At 54.0% G+C, this 18,078-nt stretch carries 16 protein-coding genes; 4 read left to right on the plus strand and 12 right to left on the minus strand.

The window, feature by feature from the left end:
• Positions 1–406: 406 nt before the first annotated feature.
• Positions 407–1,792, minus strand: coding sequence for a type II toxin-antitoxin system HipA family toxin YjjJ (gene yjjJ / locus JIN87_RS01925; RefSeq protein ID WP_200353821.1), 1,386 nt, complete (start codon positions 1,790–1,792; stop codon positions 407–409).
• 352 nt (positions 1,793–2,144) lie between these two features.
• Between yjjJ and JIN87_RS01930 the strand changes: the two genes are divergently transcribed.
• Positions 2,145–2,468, plus strand: coding sequence for a hypothetical protein (locus tag JIN87_RS01930; RefSeq protein WP_200353822.1), 324 nt, complete (start codon positions 2,145–2,147; stop codon positions 2,466–2,468).
• Positions 2,469–2,508: 40 nt separating this feature from the next.
• Here the strand turns inward: JIN87_RS01930 and JIN87_RS01935 are convergent, their stop codons facing one another.
• Entirely contained in the window at positions 2,509–2,949 is a 441-nt protein-coding gene (locus JIN87_RS01935; protein ID WP_200353823.1) for a hypothetical protein, read from the minus strand.
• A gap of 566 nt (positions 2,950–3,515) precedes the next feature.
• On the opposite strand from JIN87_RS01935, the gene JIN87_RS01940 reads away from it, so the two are divergent.
• Positions 3,516–4,364 carry a 5' nucleotidase, NT5C type gene (locus JIN87_RS01940; protein ID WP_200353824.1) on the plus strand — a complete coding sequence of 283 codons (849 nt, stop codon included), beginning with the start codon at positions 3,516–3,518 and terminating at the stop codon, positions 4,362–4,364.
• Positions 4,365–5,550: 1,186 nt separating this feature from the next.
• Here JIN87_RS01940 and JIN87_RS01945 read toward each other — a convergent pair.
• From JIN87_RS01945 to JIN87_RS01975, 7 genes are read right to left on the minus strand one after another with little or no spacing between them, the layout of a single operon-like run.
• A complete protein-coding gene (locus JIN87_RS01945; protein ID WP_200353825.1) occupies positions 5,551–7,137 on the minus strand; it encodes an ASKHA domain-containing protein in 1,587 nt (528 codons plus the stop codon).
• Positions 7,134–7,862 carry a DUF1638 domain-containing protein gene (locus JIN87_RS01950; protein ID WP_200353826.1) on the minus strand — a complete coding sequence of 243 codons (729 nt, stop codon included), beginning with the start codon at positions 7,860–7,862 and terminating at the stop codon, positions 7,134–7,136. Before JIN87_RS01950 ends, JIN87_RS01945 begins: the two co-directional genes overlap by 4 nt.
• Positions 7,859–8,869: a uroporphyrinogen decarboxylase family protein gene (locus JIN87_RS01955; protein ID WP_200353827.1), complete on the minus strand. Its 1,011-nt coding sequence runs from the start codon at positions 8,867–8,869 to the stop codon at positions 7,859–7,861. The genes JIN87_RS01950 and JIN87_RS01955 overlap by 4 nt, the downstream gene beginning before the upstream one ends.
• Positions 8,866–9,795, minus strand: a complete 930-nt coding sequence (locus JIN87_RS01960) for a CobW family GTP-binding protein (protein WP_200353828.1) — start codon at positions 9,793–9,795, stop codon at positions 8,866–8,868. Before JIN87_RS01960 ends, JIN87_RS01955 begins: the two co-directional genes overlap by 4 nt.
• A 33-nt stretch (positions 9,796–9,828) precedes the next feature.
• Entirely contained in the window at positions 9,829–11,196 is a 1,368-nt protein-coding gene (locus tag JIN87_RS01965; RefSeq protein ID WP_200353829.1) for a uroporphyrinogen decarboxylase family protein, read from the minus strand.
• A gap of 52 nt (positions 11,197–11,248) precedes the next feature.
• The gene (locus JIN87_RS01970) at positions 11,249–12,529 is read right to left on the minus strand and encodes a uroporphyrinogen decarboxylase family protein (RefSeq protein WP_200353830.1); all 1,281 of its coding nucleotides are present in this window, start codon (positions 12,527–12,529) and stop codon (positions 11,249–11,251) included.
• Positions 12,530–12,532: 3 nt separating this feature from the next.
• A complete protein-coding gene (locus JIN87_RS01975; RefSeq protein WP_200353831.1) occupies positions 12,533–13,159 on the minus strand; it encodes a cobalamin B12-binding domain-containing protein in 627 nt (208 codons plus the stop codon).
• A 144-nt stretch (positions 13,160–13,303) separates the two neighbouring features.
• On the opposite strand from JIN87_RS01975, the gene JIN87_RS01980 reads away from it, so the two are divergent.
• On the plus strand, positions 13,304–14,191 hold the full coding sequence (locus JIN87_RS01980) for an AraC family transcriptional regulator (protein ID WP_200353832.1): 888 nt from the start codon (positions 13,304–13,306) through the stop codon (positions 14,189–14,191).
• A gap of 139 nt (positions 14,192–14,330) precedes the next feature.
• Complete coding sequence (locus JIN87_RS01985; RefSeq protein ID WP_200353833.1) at positions 14,331–15,302, plus strand: aldo/keto reductase; 972 nt, start codon at positions 14,331–14,333, stop codon at positions 15,300–15,302.
• A gap of 249 nt (positions 15,303–15,551) precedes the next feature.
• Here the strand turns inward: JIN87_RS01985 and JIN87_RS01990 are convergent, their stop codons facing one another.
• The 3 genes from JIN87_RS01990 to JIN87_RS02000 all read right to left on the minus strand — a co-directional run bounded on the left by JIN87_RS01990 (position 15,552) and on the right by JIN87_RS02000 (position 18,078).
• Positions 15,552–16,277, minus strand: a complete 726-nt coding sequence (locus JIN87_RS01990) for an alpha/beta hydrolase family protein (RefSeq protein ID WP_200353834.1) — start codon at positions 16,275–16,277, stop codon at positions 15,552–15,554.
• 61 nt (positions 16,278–16,338) lie between these two features.
• A complete protein-coding gene (locus tag JIN87_RS01995) occupies positions 16,339–16,830 on the minus strand; it encodes a hypothetical protein (protein ID WP_200353835.1) in 492 nt (163 codons plus the stop codon).
• 12 nt (positions 16,831–16,842) lie between these two features.
• Positions 16,843–18,078 (minus strand): hypothetical protein, encoded by a 1,236-nt coding sequence (locus JIN87_RS02000; RefSeq protein ID WP_200353836.1) that lies wholly within the window; start codon positions 18,076–18,078, stop codon positions 16,843–16,845.

The following is an 18,078-nucleotide window of genomic DNA, read 5'->3' on the forward strand; positions in this document are numbered from 1 at the left end:
CGTCGCAGTTGAAGCAGCAGTCCAATACTGCCCGATAGCGTGCTGGCTTTCGTTTGTTTCCCGCAGTAGTCGCAGAATGTTTCCAGCAGTTCACCAGTTTCGACCAACCCGCTTCACGTTACGATAATTACGAAATTCACGAATGCCGGTCAAGTATGCCTTTGTCCCCAAACGTGGTCTGCATATTGGTATCGAATCAGGATCCAAAGGGTGCGTGCTGCGTATCGAAAAACTTTCGTGAACCTGGAGCATGTAACCGCATTACCACTACATCTCTTCGCCACCATGAAAACGTTACTGGTCCGGACGATCTAGCGCTTGTGGCTGGGGCTTTTTCAAGTCACGATCGTTCCTGGGCATCGTGCAAGTGCAAGTAGTCTGTGCGTACTGGGTACTCTGGCTTATTTCAGCTTAGAGCTGATAGGATTGATGTGATCCTTCCCAGGTTTGTCCGAGCGGTCTCTCGTAGGGTGGACGATGAGTGAGTCTTCTCTTCGAATCTGCTCCAAAAGCGACTTGCGGCTTGGGCTGCTGGGAGCCACTGGGGTCTTTCTTCGGGTCGGGGTGGACGCACTTCAATGGGAGTTGTAGGGAGATCGCCACTACGATGTGGAGCGTAGCGCATAGGGAGCATATCGTAGACGGGGCAAAGTGTAAGCGGAAGCTCAGGTGAGAGAAAGACGCTCAGGTTTCCTAGGTGCATGTCGGAGTTTCCGATGAGCCGCCCGAAGTGCTCGTAGGTGGCTGCTCGGTCGGCGTCGGCTTGGCTGAGCCAGCCTTGTCTTACGAGGGTCTGACAGGCTCCGCTCCAGCGTTGTTCGAGTTCGCCGCCCAGCCCGGCGATAAGTGAGCGGAGGGAGAGGGTGGCGATGCGACCGTAGCGCCCTGAACGATCGAAGCGTTCTACCTCGAGGTAGGCTCGTTGGTCGGATTCTATGAACTGAGAGCGAGCGGTCGGAAAGCCGATGTTTGCCAGTTCCTCGGAGGCGAGGGCTTCCGCGGCTAGCAAGTCGTACCAGCGTCGGCCAGCGTCGGTCTGAAGTGGGCCTGAGAATTTGACGATGGCATGCCGGAATCTGTCTTTCGGATCGCGAATGCAAGTCGTGAACTTTGGTTGTTCGCCACCAGCGGAGGAGTTGGGAAGTTCGCCGTCATTGGTGATGTGGTCGGCAATCAGGTCGTAATGCTCCCTTCGGTCCGGCTCGTCTATGAACTCTGAGCGGCTGCGCTTATCCAGAAAGGAATCAATCGCCTGCCCGCCTAGTATGAAATTGCCAGGAGTGTCTTCGCCGTAGGCTAGGATAGCCTTTACGGACTCGTCTATGGTCCAGTTCTCTGGGTTTGTTCCTATTCCGAGGGTTGGTCCATGGGTATGGGTGAGTAGACGCCCGAGATAGCCTTGCGGGCGCATGTCTTCAAGAAACCAAGGGAGGTCAGGAAACAACTGAGGGTGGTCCTCGCCGGTGAGAAGGTATGCGAAATTTTCGTCTATCCAATTGGGCTCGAGGAAGAACTCTCCTTGATGGAGGGCGTGGAGCGTTCCTGCCACTTGGGCTTGGCCATCGGTATCGACATGATAGAGTTTCCAGCTCGTTTCGTCACCACTGAGGGCTCGTGGCAAGGCGTAGCGGGCGCCGCGGGTTTGCCCGATGCGTAACACGTTGGAAGAGGCTTTTAGCACGCGGGATACTGTTGGTTGACTCACCTCAAGCTCTCTAGCGATGTCCGCAGCGGATAGGGAGCCTCTAGTGGAGAGCAGGCGTTCTATCTTATCTGTGTGCTTTGATCCCATTTGACTAGAAAAGTGAATAGTTTAAATAGCTTATTATCAATTAATAAATGAAAGAATTGCTTTTCCAGTGAATAGAAAAAACACTGTTTCTGAGACAGTGCCCAGCAAAACGGAAAGTATGCAGAAGTCGGATTTTTTCGAACCAAAGGGGGTATCCAGGCGAGGTGACTCCCGGGATGGCATTTGATCCCAAGGCTACGATTGACCTCAATTTGGAAAGGAGGAGATTTTTGTCACGAGCTCGGACGAAGGAAGGATCAACTACCTCAAAGACAGAGACGGGAAATGGTGGAAGACCGTATGGGAACGCCAATGTTCTGACGATAGCCTATTGGGCGGTAAATGCCAAGGTGTGCAAAGTCACGAGGGGTGTCACTGGTCTTATCGCCCGGACGGGAGTTACTGTTATTGGCTAAACGAAGAAGATCCTGACGCGATAGAGGCAGGAGTCGGCTTCAGTAGCATTTCTCCGGGTGACAAGAGGTACGTTAATCCGATAGAAAAAACGGAGGAGTACTACATGAAGTTCTGCAGCACGTCCGAGGTGGTCGACCCAGCTCTCATTGAGATGCTCGAGCGGGAAGATACTCCTGAAGAAGATGCCACCATAGATGTACCGCTGACCCAGGAAGAGGAGGACGACCTTCGACGTCGCGGTGTTTTGCCCGAAGACTAGGAAGGGCGTTTCCTTCCGGTCGTTGGTGACGCTGTGGGAGTCATTCGCTAGAATTGTCTGTTTGAGCGAAAGACTCGATTTTATCCAGAAGAGCTCGCTCTTTGTCTCGTTGCTTGCGTAAGCGCGATGCGATTTCTGCGATAGCGTTTTCTTCGCTTAGTTCTTCAGTGTTCACTGTTAGCGGGTTGAGCGCTCCAAAGATCCTCTCACGTCCCTCCTTGCGGGAAGCCTCTCTCGCTTGCTTGGCGAGCACTTTGGCCATTGTATCCAACTCTGCGTTCGAGAGCTTAGCGTAGGGAGTCTCCATTGCTTTGTAATGGCGAATATGTTCCCAAATCTCGATCGGGATGGAAAGCGTCAGTTCGTCCGGAGTGGCTTCGAACTGGGGTTTTTCGAGGCGAAGGTAGATGCGATCATCCTCGAAGCATTCTTTGTAGAGGTAGAACCCCGAGCCATGTGTGATTCCGGATTTAGTAGACATGCTGAGTTCGGATTTTGATTGGGGTTGCGTTTTGGATTTTTCGTGTGGGCCGATTGCTTTTTATCGAGGCTCTAGCTATAGTGCGATCTAGAGCGTATGGAGTATTACAATACGAAAGGGCCTAGGACATTGGCGGGGGTATAGAGTGGAGAGTCTGTTGGGGCGTTCGGTTCGGTTCTAAAAGTTCTTGGAAAGGCTCGGGTTCACTTTTTAGGGCTGAATTCGCTTTAGTGGGCATGCTACGTTGTTGATCGGTTTTCTAGCTCGGGGTTAGGTCTCGGGTAACGGTAGCTAGGGAAGTCGAGGCGCTGCGATATGCATAAAGGGACAGTTCGATGATTCAAGTGGCACAACTCTCGTAATCTCGACTAGGGAGACTCTCTGTTTGCTGAACTCTACCTCTTGCCCCGTTCTGGTTTCGTAAAGCTCCTACGATCAAAATTAGCGCGAAGCTGGGTGTAGGACGGCGGATGTCTAACCGTTTGATGTAGTATGGCCTCATTCTAGACAGCGTTTGAAACAGGCTCCGGCGGTACTCGCTCGCAGTCGGCTGTGCACGTAACAATATGACAGAGAATCTACTCAAAATTAAGAAGGCTCAAACTGAGGCCCATAAACTCAACGATCCGGAATTGTTCGAGCAGGTGCTGCAGGATCTTCTGACGCTCAGCGCTGAGGAAGCGGAGGATTTGCATGGGGCTAAACTTGTACGGATCGACTGCTATCGGATGCTCGAGCGGTGGGCGGAGATGGTGGCATACAGCGGGGAGCTTATCGCGAGTGGTCGAAATGAAGAACCACTGGTTTACCTAGGGCTCGCTACCGGACTATGGAAACAAGGAAAGGGCGAGAAGGCAAAGCAGGTTCTTGAGAAAGCCTTGGGACGATGGCCCCTGGATCATAACTTGCAGGGGCTGCTAGAAACGATTGAAGGAGCGGATTGTTCATTGGATACGGAATCGCGATCGAGAAAGATCGTCTATGTTGATATGGACGGCGTGATGTGCGACTACTCTGGCTCTTACTTTGAAGCGTTGCGATTGCGGCTGGAAATAGAGTATCCGCAAAGTGTTCCGGGATTCTTTTCCGATCTGCCACCGATTGATGGAGCTATTAAGGCGGTCAACAAACTAAGGAAGCACTCTGACCTTTATGTTCTAACTGCCCCATCAACACGAAATCCGGCTTGCTATAGTGAAAAGCGGATCTGGATCGAAAAACATTTCGGCTACCAGTTCACGAAGAAACTGATAATATGTCCGAACAAGTTTTTGCTCATTGGCGATTACCTCATTGATGATCATGTTTCAGGGAAGGAGCAGGAAGGATTTAAGGGACAGTTAATTCAGTTTGGCTCTTGTCGGTATGCGGATTGGAATACGGTCGTTGAATACCTCCTTGAGAAGATTCTCTAGGTTTTGGGAAGGGGATGCTTATTGCCGATGACTCGATCTTATCGCACTTACAAACGGTTTTGGCGCTCGCTGCACTATAAGCTGCTTAGGGCGAACTCGCTCAGCCTTTACGGTCCGACTGGCACCGTTACAGGGTATTTGTCTGTTTTTAGAGGTGTATTCAAATTGTGGATGCTTCTTTTGTTTTCAAATACCTGCCTAAAGTTTTCCTGTGCTAGGAAAGTGTGTTCGAGACGAATAAGAAGATCCCGATGCTTTTCAGGAAATGAACCCGAGAGAACTCGGATGGCAGGAAGGTAGTGCGGTTCGGCTGAGGAGCGTGAGTAAGGGAACCGTATTAAAGTCTATCGCTCGCAGCATACAGGTACCCCTCGTTTCGTTACTAAAGGAAGAAGCGGCAAGATTGTTTTCGGGGAGTGTGGAATTCTTATGGAGAGTCGGGGGGATAGCAGATGCCAGTCGTAAAAATGCGATCTTAAAATTAAGATTCCACATATGTGAATATACAGATGAGAGAATACCTCTTGCTCAGTTTTACTTGAACCTCTTCTCGTTCTAAGCCGATCACCAATGCCTTTCAGGTGTGTCAGATGTTTACCTCACTTCATGGAGATATTCGCACCGTCAACGGATCATGCGGAATTCACTGGCGTTGGCATTGTCTCGACTTGAATATTTGAAATAGTGTTATCGATTAAAAGCCGATGTTCTAGAACGTTGTGCAAAATTGTTTTCAAATTGTACTCAACTTATGGTTACAAGGTGCGATCTCTTGTGCAATAAATCTCAGTGCAAGCTTGTGTGCAAATAACGCTGTGCAAGCTTGTGTGCAATAATGTCGTTTCGTGCAAATTCATGCGCAATTGATGGGGGAGAAATCACCAGAAAATGGGTACAAAAAAGCCGCAAAGTGCAAACTTATGCGCAATTGCGGTGCAAGGTCATGTGCGAAACGACATTTGGAATGGAGGAGCTAGAATCGTGATCGTGTGTGGCTTGTCAAACTTTGAGGGAGGCTTCGTCTTCACCTCGACGATTGTATCGCGATTCCGTCCGTAACCCCGTTGGAGGAGCAGAAGTGACATGGTTGGTTCGTGTCTTTAGGTGAGAAAAGCGAAGGAGAAGGGGGATGATCTGTATCGAATAAGATATCTTGAGCCAAAGATGCTCCGACGCATTTCTCGGTCTACTCAATGGGTTCGAGAAGAAGGCAGTCGGTGAAGTGGTCTTTAAAGGAGGGAATGAGGTTGAGCTCAACGGTCTCGCATTGGGAGCGAAGGGTCTCAATCTCCGTTGAATAGTCCGACTGAAGAATGGCGGAAAGTCCGCCGAGGCAGGCGTTGCCGATTGTTTCGATTTTTTCCTCTCGGACAGAGGGGAGCAGACCGATGGCGACTGCGTTTTTCGGATTTAGGAAATACCCGAAACCGCCGGCCACAAAAATAGAATTCAGATCATCGACTTCGATATCCGCCTTTTCGAGCAGGACACTGATTCCGGCTCCGATCGCCGCTTTGGCCTGCATGATCTCAGCGACATCTGCTTCGCTGATCCAGACGTCTTCGCATATTTTGACAATGGCCTCTTTGTCATCGCCGTCTGTTCGGATGTGTGTGCAAGGGTGTTCACGGTCGAAACGCCCGAACTCGTTTATGAGATCATTCGCGAGAGCGTCCGCGATGAAATCGACGTAAGCCGCGCCGGAGATACCGCGTGCGGGCGAGTCCGGCTCGCCTGAGCAGAGGGTGTAGCTCCAGGCGTTGTTTTGAAATGTAAGGGAAGAAATGATGCCCTCTCCGGCGCTTGCCCCGCAACTGAGGCGTCCCCCTTCGAAGGCAGGACCGGCTGCTGTGGCGGTGGCGAAGTATCCTGTTTCATATTTGAGCAGGATCTCCCCATTGGTGCCGAAGTCGATCAGGAGCGAGGGCGTTTGGGTGGTGTGAAAACTGGCCGCGAGCGCTCCTGCGAGTATGTCGGCTCCCACGAAGGGGCCGAAGGACGGAAGGAGCTGGAGCGAGCATGGAATCGCTAGGCCGAGCGGTTCGGCCTCGAGTTCCTGTGGGTCCAAAAATGCCGGTTTGAACGGGTAGGTGCTTAGGCCTTTCAAAGATTGGCCGGCAAGGGTGTGAAGCATGACTGGGTTTCCGGCTGCGTAGGCTTGTCCAAGTTCGGAAATGTCACGACTCGCGCTTTTGCAGAGGGTGCGAATTAAGGGAGCGATACCCTTTTTTATCAGGGAGCTCTGCAGATTTTGGATACCGTTTTCAGTCTCAATGGAGTAGCTGATGCGCGAGAGCACGTTGTCTCCATAGCGACGTTGGGGATTGGCGAGCGAAGCGTGGGCGAGGCAAGTATTGTTGCTCAGATCCCAGAGGGCTCCTGCCAGGGTTGTGGTTCCGATGTCGATCGCGAGGCCGAGTCCTTTTCCGTTTGTATAGAGTTGTTTGTCGCTTGGACGAATTTCGAAGTGACTGACACCGAGCAAACTCTGGTCTGGCCAGGAGCTGTTTGGGATCTGGATTGAGAGCAGGTCCGCTGGGAGTTCGGCGGTAAGGGTTTGGCAGCTTCTTAGGGTGACGCTCTCGTTTGCTGATTCAGAGGTGCAAGAGACTTGGCACCCGCGACAGATGCCGCGCTCGCCACATCTCGTATTGAGAGCGAGCTTCGCGTTTGCGAGGGTTGCGCTAAGGTTTTCGTTTGTATCTGAACCGGTGATACGAAGTTTTGAGCTTCTTCCCTCCGGCGTTTCGACTGTGATGAATCGATCGCTCATCCCTCGATTTGGAAAACTTCATCCGAATCGCCCGCCACGATCCGCTTGCCCGGCGGGACGTGCAGATAGCGACTTGGATCCCAGTTGCCGGACAGCAAGTCCTGCAGCATGGCAGGGTTGCCGTTCATGCGTTTGTAGGTCCAGCCTTGGTGTTGCGCGCAGGACTTGCAGTAGCTTTCAGCTGTTTGGTTGTTGGTGATATCGACGTAAGCGGCGCAGTTGTAGTGGCGGAAAGCGTCACGGTCGGCGTCTACGAGTTCGTCGATCATTTCTTCATCGTCTTCGAAACGCTCCGCGTAGAGAGTGCGGATGTGCTTTTCTCGGTCCGGACCGGGAACTCTTTTGCCCCGTATCCAGCCGGGTGAGTAGAAGTAGGTACCAGGATTCTTCAAGAGCTGATCACGATGCGGTGCCATGCCACCGAGGAGTATGGAAATGCAGTCGTGGGCTCTCGGAATGACAAGGGTGCAGCGATTTGCTTCTATACCTGTCAAGCCGTTGCCGCACAGGCCGTAAGCGAGCAGTATAGTCTCGACTTCCGGATTCGATTCGATGCGGGAAATGGCGGCGGTGATTTCGGAACGCAGTCGGTCTGGATTGTCGTGCAGCCCCATTTCTAGGGTTTCGATTTCGGCGAATTGTTTGCTTCCTTCCGAGTAGGCCTCGATCTCGTCCTGGAAGACGTCGCAGGAGAGTAGGGCGATGTTTGTCGCGGTGTGACTCATCGCGGTGTGATTGGCTCGCAGAGAGCGACGACGTTTTCCTTGGGGGTGCCAGAGGGTATTTCGCAACCAGCGTTGACCATGAATTGTGTACCTACTAAGTCGATACAGTGATTCAGCTTGGCCTTGATCTCGTCTGGGGTTCCGTTTCGGATGTCGCCGACGGGGTCTAGGTTTCCGGCGAGTACCACCTTTGGAGGGAACGTAGCTCTGGCCAATTGGAGATCGACCATGTGGTCGCAGTCGAAGATGTTAATGTCGAGCTCCTTGAGTTTTGGCCAGAGGTGTTGGGTTTGGCCGCAGATGTGGAGACGGACGCTTGCTCCGGCGGACCTGATTGCGTCGACGAGACGCTTTTGGCGAGACCAAATCAGTTCGTCGTAACTCGTAGGGGAAATTTGGCTACAGATTGCGTCACCGATTCCAATGGTGTCTGCTCCGGCTTTTATTTGTTCAAGGGCGAACTGAATGGAGGTATCGGTGCAGATGTCGAGGAGTTGGGCCGAGTATTCTGGCTCGTCGATCAAGTCCATGAGGAAGTCGGTCAAGCCTCTCAGATCTCCGGCGAGCGCGGCCGGGCCTTCGACCCAGCCTAGGATGCTATAGGTTTCACCAAGCTGTTTTTTGTAGGCCTTGATCGCGTCGACGCGGTCTTTCATGCGAACGCTGTTTTCGGTCTGCGGAATGGTTAGTTCTTCGAGATCCTCGATCTCGTCGAGATCGGCAAGCGGCGGAGTCACGCACTCGGGCACTCCGTTCTCATGGTATTTAATCTCGGCGCCGAAGCCCGACGTTTCCCGGTATGGGTCTGATATGCAACTGACTTGATCGAAGTCGAAGTCTTTGGCGCAAGCGATGTTTGCTTCGACGAGTACTCGATGGTCTGAAGCGAAGGCGCCGTAGTTGCTGCCGATGTGTTCAGCGGCGTATTGCATCAGGATGGGGGTGCGCGGGTAGATGTCGACGGGCTCGCCGTTGAGCATGTGCTGATAGCGTTCGAAAGGTGTCATTTTGCGTACTGTGATTCGAGTTCTGCTACGATAGTATCGAGCGTTTCCTCATCGTCGTCGTGCGAGATGAGGACGAGTGATGATTCGTTTTGGTTGTCTATCTCGGATATCTGCTTGCTATCGACCGTTCGTTGAACGTCGAACCAACCTGTATCCGTTTCGATATTACCTTTTATTCTGAGAATTGAGCTTGGAATGTCGTCGAGCCATTTGACCAGGACTTGTTTGGGAATCGGGGCATCGAACACGACAGTCTCTGTGGAGAAAGGATTCGCGTCGCAGGTGGAGAGCTCCTCGTGGGGTAGCTCTGGGGCGACGCTCTCGAATGCGAGATCGAAGTCGCCGTAGGTTGTTTGGGCGACTTTGGCTTGAGGGTTGCACTCGGCGATGAGCACTGTGGCGGTTTCGATTTCCTCTGAGGTGGCGAGATCGATTTTGTTTAGGAGAACGACCTGGCTCGTTTGAATCTGAGCTCTGATTGAAGGAAGGTTTTCAAGCAGAGTGGGAAGTTTTTGTGGAGCTGCGATGGCGACTACTTGTTGTACTTCGTAGTATTCGCTGAGCCCGTGGTTGTCCATGAGTACGCCGATGGCCTCTGGGTCGGCGATTCCGCTGGTTTCGATGATGACTGCGTGCAGGCCGTTTGTCTCGTGCTCGGAGAGAACGCGGGTCCGCATGAGTTTGACGAACTCGCCTGCCTTGCACTCGCAAAAGAGGCTGCCGCCGACCACGCTTTGGGTCGGTCGGCCGGTGATTGCGAGGGTTGCGTCGTCTACACCTGTCTCCGAGAATTCGTTGACGAGGAAGAGCAGGCGTTTCTGCGGGTGCCTTTCAGCAAGGTTTCGCAGGAAGCTTGTCTTTCCGCTGCCGAGAAATCCAGTTACGAGGATGATGGGCAGTTTCTTTTGTAGTGTAGTTTTGGACACGGTGGTTGATGAGGCGAGCGGAGCATTGCCCTCCTATTTTGCTTCGGCGGCTTCGGTGAATCGGGCGACCAGATCTTTACGTTCAGGGATGATGGATGCGAATTGCTCCTTTCCGTCGACGCAAAGACTTGGAATCGCGGAGGCTCCGAGTTTGGTCATGTAACCGAGTCCATCGCGTCCGGTGATTTTGTGTTCACGAACTTCGATCGCCTTGCCGTACGCTTTTCCTGCTTCTTGGGCGGCCTTGACCATGTAAGCGCAGGGAGCGCAGCCGGCGGAGTCCAAGGTGATCACGTCAACGATGACGGCTTCTTCCTTTGAGTAATCGGGTGGTACGACGTCTTCGAAAGAGTCGTTGGCATCCTTCGCGGGAAGGTTGCGGGCAATATCGATTTGGTAGTTGTCTCCAATCAGAGAGGCGACGGCCTCGAGGTTTTCGGGTTTCGTGGCGTAGGGGAGGTCGCACCCAGGGGCGAGGATGAAACCGTTTCCTTCTCCGGCTTGGTCCATGCAACGAACGGCGTCGCGCTTGGCGTCGTTCGCATCGCCTAGGAGGAGAACGACGGTGAGCTGCATATTGCCACCGAAGGACTTGCCTGCGTTTCGAGCGATCTTAGCGAGCTGTACCATATCTACGTTCTCGTCGACTGAGATGTTGTCACAGTTCGTCTCGCACATCGCTTCGAGGTTCCGCGTGGCGTTTCCGCAGACGAAGAGCGATGAGAGAGCCCCCTTGGAGCGGACGTGGTCGAAGATTTTATTGAGGGGCTTCGCAACGAAGTCGCGGAAGTGTCCAGGACCAATTTGGCTGACCATCGGATCTACCACAGCGACGACGTCGATGCCGGCTTCGATATAGGCGTCGACGAGTTGGTTTGCGATGTCGGCGCAGTAGTCGAAGAGCTCGGGGACTTCGTCTTCTTCATCGAACATGTCGAGTAGGACGTCATCTCCGCGCAAGTGAAGAGCGAGGGTGAGCGGACCGGTCAGGAGGCCGTAGAGGGCGATGTCTTCACCGAGTTCCGCCTTCGCACGACGTACTGCGTCGAGCACGAGTGGGATGCGTCCTTTCTCGACGGAGAATTCTGGAAGACTGTCCATGTCGTAATCGTCATCCAGTGGGTGGGACGCAACGGAGGGAGGTGTTTCCTTCGCCCAGCTGAGTTGGCATCCGAGAATTTCCGCTTCGAGCTGGAGGTCGAACACGACTGGGAGGCCGTCTGGCCGGTAGCGATCGGCGGCGACCTTTAGCGCTTCGACGATTTTGTCGGAAGATTTTAGATACGCTTCGGAATCGACGCCTACGAGTGAGCCACCATGGACTCCCACGAATGGGACCCAAGGTGTGCGTTCTGTTTGCTCGCATTTCAGCGCTTTGAGTAAGAGATCTTTGTTTGGCATAGTGTTTAAGTTTTGCGGTGCCCGATTGGGACATCGGGCCCTACCTTGGGGGCTATTTGTCGCCGTTGTATTCTTTGATGGCGTCGATCATTGCTATGTAGTTTTCGACTGGGGTGAGGGCTTGAACGTTGTGAATCGCATTGAAGATGAAGCCTCCTCCAGGGGCGAAGGTTTCACAGCGATTGAGGACTTCCTTTCTTACATCCTCGGGGGAGCCGAAGGGGAGCGTTTGCTGCGTGTTTACGCCCGCGCCCCAGAAACTGATGCGGTCGCCGTACTTTTCCTTGAGGCCGAGCGGATCCATTCCGGTCGCTGAGCACTGTACTGGATTGAGTGTGTCGAAACCGCTATCGATGAAGGTTTCGATGAGGGGTTCGATTGCGCCGCAGGAGTGTTTAAAGGTACGCCAGTTTGTGTTTTGGTGTATCCAATCGTTGATACGCTTGTAACGAGGAAGCCAGATTTCTCGTACTTTAGGGACACCGCAGAACAAGGAGGCTTGGGTTCCGAAATCGGTACCGCAAACGACGACTACGTCGATGACGTCGCCAGCGATCTTATTGAGCTTCTCCATGTTTTGCAGAGCGATTTCAGTCTGCCGGTCGAAGAGTTCGGCTAGGAACTCAGGTTCGTCCGCTGTAAGCATATACCAGTCCGCCACCCCACGTACTCCTTTCGGGTTCTTGAGGAAAGGGGCGGGCACGAGGGCGATGTCGCCTAGACCTGTTCCGTTCAGATGGGTGGAGATCGCGCGGTTGCTGCCGCGTACTTTCGCTGCTTGCTCCGTCCAATAGGCCTCTTCGCTTCGTGACATGAGGCCAAACTCTTCGAGGTTGTCCTCTAGCTTGAGATCGTCCTCGTCGAAGTCGGGATCCAAGCGCTCGATGGTGTCGAAGAAGTATCCCGTCTGGGGCATGTGTCCAGAGGGAGGGGCTTGGGTGTCGCCCTCTGGGTAGATGTAGGTGTTGCCCGAATTGTCCTGGGTGGTTTTGAAGTGCTCGGACACGAGAACGGTTTGTCCCCACGGTGTTTTCCACTCCTTCCAGTTTTCATTGGGGAATCCGAAGATCGTGCGATTCGGGAAGATCGGTTTCACGTCTGCCCCGATCGCGTCGAGCAAGTCGTCTTCGACCTCTCCCAGCATTTGATAGGGTTCGCATATTTTGACCGGCCGCTTCTCGAGACCGTAGTGGTTGCGTAGTTGCTCTACCACGCTGCAGTGGATGCCGGTGATGAAGCTGCTGCCAAAGTCGAGTGGAAGTTTGTCCGGCTGCTGGTGGTCGATCGCAGCGCGGATGCGTTCCTTCGAGGTCATCGCTGTTGGGGTATGCATGAGCTAGGCGCAGAGCTTTTTGGCGAGTTCGACGGCGCTAGCGGCATCGGTCGAGAATCCGTGGGCGCCGATCTTATCTGCGAACTCCTGGGTGACTGGAGCTCCGCCGACCATGACTTTGACGTCTGTGTCCATAGCGTTGATACAGTCGACGATCTCTTCCATGGATGGCATGGTGGTCGTCAGCAATGCGGATAAGGCGATGACGTTGGGATTGTGTTCCTTGATCGCCGCGCTAAACGCATCGGCCGATACGTCTGTACCGAGGTCGATGACCTTGAAGTTCGCGCCCTTGAGCATCATTCCCACTAGATTTTTTCCGATGTCGTGCAAGTCGCCTTGCACGGTGCCAATTACAACTGAGAATTCTGGTTCGATGCCGGATGCGACAAGCACTGGTTCCAGCAGGTCCATGCTTTTTTGCATCGCTCTCGCTGCTACGAGGACTTCGGGAACGAAAATTTCGTTTGCCCGAAAGCGTACTCCGACGTCGTTCATGCCCTCCGTGAGCGCATCCAGGATGAGCTGAGGTTCGGTGCCGTTTTCGAGGGCGGTTGCAGTGGCGGATTTCGCGTCTTTGCGCTTACCGGTTTTTATCGCCGCGACTAGTTTTTCGAGTGTCTCGTTCATGCCATTTTTTCCCCAATGGTTTTAGTGAATTTTATGAGTTATATTAGGGGTGTAGATGGCGTTGTTCTTGGTCTTGTCAGTATGGCATAAAGCTCGAAAAAGTTCTTCTCTTCTGCGTTACAATAGTTTGCGCTTTTTGTCCTAATGTTGGAAAATTTGAAGATAGGTCCCGAGTATGAGGGATTTTTGTTTCTGGCAGAGTCGGCCCGGAATCCACCGGTGCTGAAGCCTCACCGCCATGTCGAGCTTGAGCTGAATATCGTGGTGTCGGGGGCGGTGACTTACGTGGTGAAGGGGCAGCGTTACCGATTTCCGAAACGTTCTCTCATCTGGTTTTTTCCATCGCAGGAGCATCAGCTGGTGGATCGCACTCAGGATGCCCGTTATTATGTGGCGGTGTTCAAACCGGAGATGATAAGGAAGGTTTGCGTGAGCGACCGTTATGCGGGGTTGTTGAAGGATAGGCCGGAGGTGGATGGTGTTTTGCACGCTGAGCTCGAACCAGGGGTCTACTCGGCCTTGGAATCTAGCTTGCCGGAGTTTTTGAAGGATGGACTGGATGCCGATCTACTGAATCAGGAAGCGGGATTTGGGTTGAGTGAGGACTTCTCCTTCGAGCATGGGGATCCGGACTTCTTGAATGCAGGTTTGCGGATTTTGCTGTTGCGGTGCTGGAGGATTCAGCTGGAGAGGGGGGTGAGCGGGAAGCAGGTGAAGCTGCACGAGGCGGTGCGCAAGGCTTTGGACTTATTGGAGTCTGGCGAGTGTAGTGACGATTTGGATATGTTAGCAGAGATCTGTGGAGTGAGCTCCGCTTACTTGAGTCGCAGGTTTCGGAAAGAGGTTGGCGTGACTTTGAGTCGCTATCGCAATTCGATCAAGCTAGGTCGCTTTTGGAGTGTGTATCGTGAGTCGAAGGGGATTACTGTTTTGGAAGCAGCCTTTGAGGCGGGCTTTGGAAGCTACGCCCAATTTTATAGAGTGTTTGTGAGCGCCTATGGGCAATCGCCTCGCGAGGTTTTTCGAGTGTGAGAGGCCATCTCGTCGACTTCGGAATAGATGCCGTGTGGAGTTGACCTCGTGTTGCTTCTTTCTCTCGGGTGGCGAATATTGACAGCTGCGTGTTTGGAGGGCATAATTGGCGGATATTTCCTCAAAAAGATACCCCGATATGAAGCGAAGAGAATTTGTTAGGAATGCGGCGATCGCCGGAGGTGGAATGTGGGCTTTGGGACATCTGTCCTCGGCCTGGGCTGCTGATGTGAAGTCGGCTGGCATGGCGTATGAAACGCTTGGCCGGACGGGCGTTCGGGTTTCGAAGATCGGCTTGGGCTGCGCACCTCTGGGGCGTGATACGGCGAATGAGAAGGAGTCGGCGCGGATCGTTGATCGCTGCATCGATGCGGGTATCAATTATTTCGATACTGCTCCGAACTACACGGCAGGGGAGTCGGAGCGTCATGTGGGCAATGCGTTGCGAGGGAAGCGCGACAAGGTCTTTTTGGTGTCGAAAACGGAGGAGGCTTCCTACGAGGGGACTTGGCGTTTGCTGGAGGCGAGCTTGAAGCATTTGAAGACGGACTATCTGGATCTGGTGCATCTGCACAACTTCGGGCACGAGGGGCGGTTTCCGAATCTGGATTTTCTTTTTAGCGACGAAGGGGCGATGGGGGCTTTGAGAAAAGCGAAGGAGAAGGGGATGATTCGTTTCATCGGGGCGAGCGGGCATCTGCATCCGAGCCGGTTTCACTATGCGATCGATTCGGAAGAAATCGATGCCTTGATGGTGGCGGTGAATTACATCAACCAGCACACCTACGATTTCGAACACAAGATTTGGACCCGTGCGGGCGACAAGAATTTGGGCTTGGTTTCGATGAAGGTGTTTGGCGGAGGGCGTCGGAAGTTTAAGATTCCGGAGGAGGATTACGAGATCGCGATGCGCTATACCTTGAGTCTTCCGAAACTGTCTACGGCGGTTATTGGGCTGGGCTCGGAGGCCTACTTGGAAAAGGCGCTAGAGACGTTGCGCCGGGTGAAGCCTTTGGATGACGACGAGTTTATCGAGGTGGCGCAGAGGGGCTTGGAGCTGGTGCGGAGCGACGCGAAATGGCGGGCGGCGCATGGGCAGCCGTTGACGTAGGTTGAGTTCTGGGTTGCGACTGTCGGATCTGGTTGTTGGCAACGACGGAGCGTTGTGTCTCGTTGTATGGCTGTAGGATTGTCAGGGTCTCGCTTTGCTCGACTTAGGGTTCGTTGCGCGAACGAAGGATTTGACGGATTTAGTGCTGAAGGCGCCTATGTTTTGCTCGGTATGGCGAAGCCGACCTGATGAGTTTGTTTCTGTCGGATCGGGTTGTTGGCAACGACGGAGCGTTGCCCTCCGGGGGGATTACCTGAGGAAGTTGACGATGGCTTTGGCGATTTCGGGGTAGGCTTCTTTGCTGAACATATGCTCTTCGCCTGGGCGTTCGTAGAAGTCGGTTCGAGGCGAGGCGGTGGCGGCAAGGGCGTCGCGGCTGTCGGAAACGGGGACCACGTCGTCGTCGGTTCCATGGAAGAGGAGCCAGGGTTGGGTTATGCGTTGGGCAGCGTCGAGCGTATTGTGGATCTCGTGCGCGTTGTCCCAGGCTTTTTGCGAGAGGGGGCAGGCTGGCTCGTCCCACATGAAGCCGTCGCCGGGTGTTTGTTCGCCAAATTCGCGCTGAAAGAAGGCGGTCGTGTGGACCATGCCAGCGAGTGACACCAAGGTATGGATACGGTTTGGTTCGTTGGCGGCGACGAGTGTGCCTACGGCTCCCCCGAGGCTGTGACCGATATAGATGATGTGTCGGGATGTGTTGGATACGTGACCGAGAAGGTCGACGAGGTCCTCGGTCTGGGAGGTGATGGTGCAGTCTTCGAAGCGGCCTTGGGACTTGCCGTTGCCGGCGAATGAGAAGCGTAGGGAGGGAATGCCGAGATTGGCGAGCTCCTCGGCGAGGCCTACGACGAGGGGGCGGTCTTTGTTGCCTGTGATGCCGTGCCCGAGGAGGGCGAGGTAGGCGTCGTTGGGGGCGGAGTGAAAGGTGGCGTCGATGCGTTGGCCGTAGCGGTTGGAGAGGGTAGCGGTATTCATGGCTTTGCGAGGAAAGATAGGCAAAGCGGACCGGGTCGCAACGCGGAAAGCGGATTGCTTGCTAATGCCCAGGGGGAGTTGGGTCGCTGGGGCCTGAAGCGTGGTGGGCGATGGTGGAGATGAGGGTGAGCGGAGAGTTGGTCGCTCCGTTTCGTTTTTGACCCTCTCCGACGATGGCGATGGCGCCGGGGTTGCGATTTACGAATTCGATGAGCTCCTCGAGGTTGTTGAACTGTTTGGGCATCTTGCCGCGTCCGCTGAAGGCGATGCGTTGCCAGTGGTTTTTGAACTTGCTGGAGGTCATGCCGCTATAGCGGTTGAGAGCCTGTTCGGCTTCTGGGTCGTTTTTGAGGACGGCGATGAGGACTTCGTTCCCGTCCTCCCAGAAGCGTTCAGTGCCGGTGAGGATGGAGCGGATGTATTTCTCGTCTACGTTCGTCTGGTTCTCGGGATTGAGGACGATGGGGTCGGCGGAGAGCGCGACTGATGTGATCAGGAGCAAGGCGATTGTTAGCGCAGTCTGAAGGGGGGCTCGGTATCGAGATTCTGTCATGGCTGGCTTGGGCTAGAAGGTGATAGTGCTTTTGGCGGCCCAGAGGGTCCAACTGTCTTGGCCCAGCACGGGGTTTTGTCCGTGCTGGTTAAAGAGGCGTCGGGTGCCTCTGATTGAGTGTGCCTCGAGCTTGAGGGTCCAGTTGTCTGTCGCGTCGTAGCGTAGGGAAATTTGTCGGTCTTTCTGGTGGCTCGCGTTCACGGTATCGAATTCGGGCTCCCAGTTATTGGGTTCTTCAGCGTAGGTGAGGCCGATTTCGAACGGGCCAAAACGGCGCGAGCCTTGAAGGTACCAGGCTCTGAAGTCGGGGTTGCGCCCTCTTGAAGGGATTGAAATCCCGCCGATAGATTGCTCGAGGGTAATGTCTGCGGTGGAGCTGTGGTACTCTGCTGCGAAGTTCCAGTTTCCCACGTAGTATTCGATTGAGAATTGATCGAGCGCGAAGGAGGTATCGATCGCTTTGGAGATGAATTCGAGGCCAGCGAGATTGGGGTCTGGGATGTTTGAGGGGAAGGTTCCGTGACTGACGATATCGACGTCGTAATACTCCGATCTACCGTATCCGAGACGTAAGCCCTCAATCCCGGGCGAATACCAGAACTGAGCTCCAAAATTGGTGTTGGAGTCGATTGTCTCGATGTGGTTGTCGATGGTGAGGCGCGAGGTGGCGGTGAGTGTAAAACCCGCTAATCCACCTTCGGGGTCGATGTTGACGTGACCTCCGTAGAGATTGTAGGTAAGCCGCTGGCGGCCGGGCAGGCCGAAAGTGCCGTAGATGGCTGCTCCGTCCAGGGAGGCGGAGAAGGCTCGGTAGCGCGGGTCGTAGACTCCGTGGGGGAGGATAATGGACGTGCGCGATATATCGATATCCTGGATGTGGGTGTAGAGTCCGAGTTCGCGTTTGATGCGCCCGGCTCGGATGCCAAATTCCTTGGAGTAGCTGTACTCAACGAAGAGGTAGTCGATGAATGGCTCGTAGTTTCCGTAGGGACCGAGCTCAAAGAGGAAGGCCTGACCGTTGAGGGTGGTGCGGTTGGCGGGAGTCCAGGAGGCGTTGAGGGCTGCTTCTACGAAGTCGGTGGTTCCCTCTTCGGTGTTGGCGAGATAGTTGTAGTGGGAGGATTCGAGATAGCCTGTGCTGATGAAGCCTCCTACTGAAAGCGTTTGCGAGAGGCCGCAGGTGCAGAACAGGCATAGGAGGGTCGCGTGCGCGAGTCCTCGTTTTGCTTCTTTTATGTGGGGGAGCAT

The organism is Pelagicoccus mobilis (assembly GCF_016595505.1).
GTDB classification, from domain to species: domain Bacteria; phylum Verrucomicrobiota; class Verrucomicrobiia; order Opitutales; family Opitutaceae; genus Pelagicoccus; species Pelagicoccus mobilis.

Coding starts and splice junctions, on each gene's coding strand:
- JIN87_RS01990 (WP_200353834.1), bottom strand. CDS start 16,277: ATGAATACCGCTACCCTCTCCAACCGCTACGGCCAACGCATCGACGCC.
- JIN87_RS01945 (WP_200353825.1), bottom strand. CDS start 7,137: ATGAGCGATCGATTCATCACAGTCGAAACGCCGGAGGGAAGAAGCTCA.
- JIN87_RS01940 (WP_200353824.1), top strand. CDS start 3,516: ATGACAGAGAATCTACTCAAAATTAAGAAGGCTCAAACTGAGGCCCAT.
- JIN87_RS01935 (WP_200353823.1), bottom strand. CDS start 2,949: ATGTCTACTAAATCCGGAATCACACATGGCTCGGGGTTCTACCTCTAC.
- JIN87_RS01995 (WP_200353835.1), bottom strand. CDS start 16,830: ATGACAGAATCTCGATACCGAGCCCCCCTTCAGACTGCGCTAACAATC.
- JIN87_RS01980 (WP_200353832.1), top strand. CDS start 13,304: ATGTTGGAAAATTTGAAGATAGGTCCCGAGTATGAGGGATTTTTGTTT.
- JIN87_RS01965 (WP_200353829.1), bottom strand. CDS start 11,196: ATGCCAAACAAAGATCTCTTACTCAAAGCGCTGAAATGCGAGCAAACA.
- JIN87_RS02000 (WP_200353836.1), bottom strand. CDS start 18,078: ATGCTCCCCCACATAAAAGAAGCAAAACGAGGACTCGCGCACGCGACC.
- JIN87_RS01970 (WP_200353830.1), bottom strand. CDS start 12,529: ATGCATACCCCAACAGCGATGACCTCGAAGGAACGCATCCGCGCTGCG.
- JIN87_RS01950 (WP_200353826.1), bottom strand. CDS start 7,862: ATGAGTCACACCGCGACAAACATCGCCCTACTCTCCTGCGACGTCTTC.
- JIN87_RS01955 (WP_200353827.1), bottom strand. CDS start 8,869: ATGACACCTTTCGAACGCTATCAGCACATGCTCAACGGCGAGCCCGTC.
- JIN87_RS01975 (WP_200353831.1), bottom strand. CDS start 13,159: ATGAACGAGACACTCGAAAAACTAGTCGCGGCGATAAAAACCGGTAAG.
- yjjJ (WP_200353821.1), bottom strand. CDS start 1,792: ATGGGATCAAAGCACACAGATAAGATAGAACGCCTGCTCTCCACTAGA.
- JIN87_RS01985 (WP_200353833.1), top strand. CDS start 14,331: ATGAAGCGAAGAGAATTTGTTAGGAATGCGGCGATCGCCGGAGGTGGA.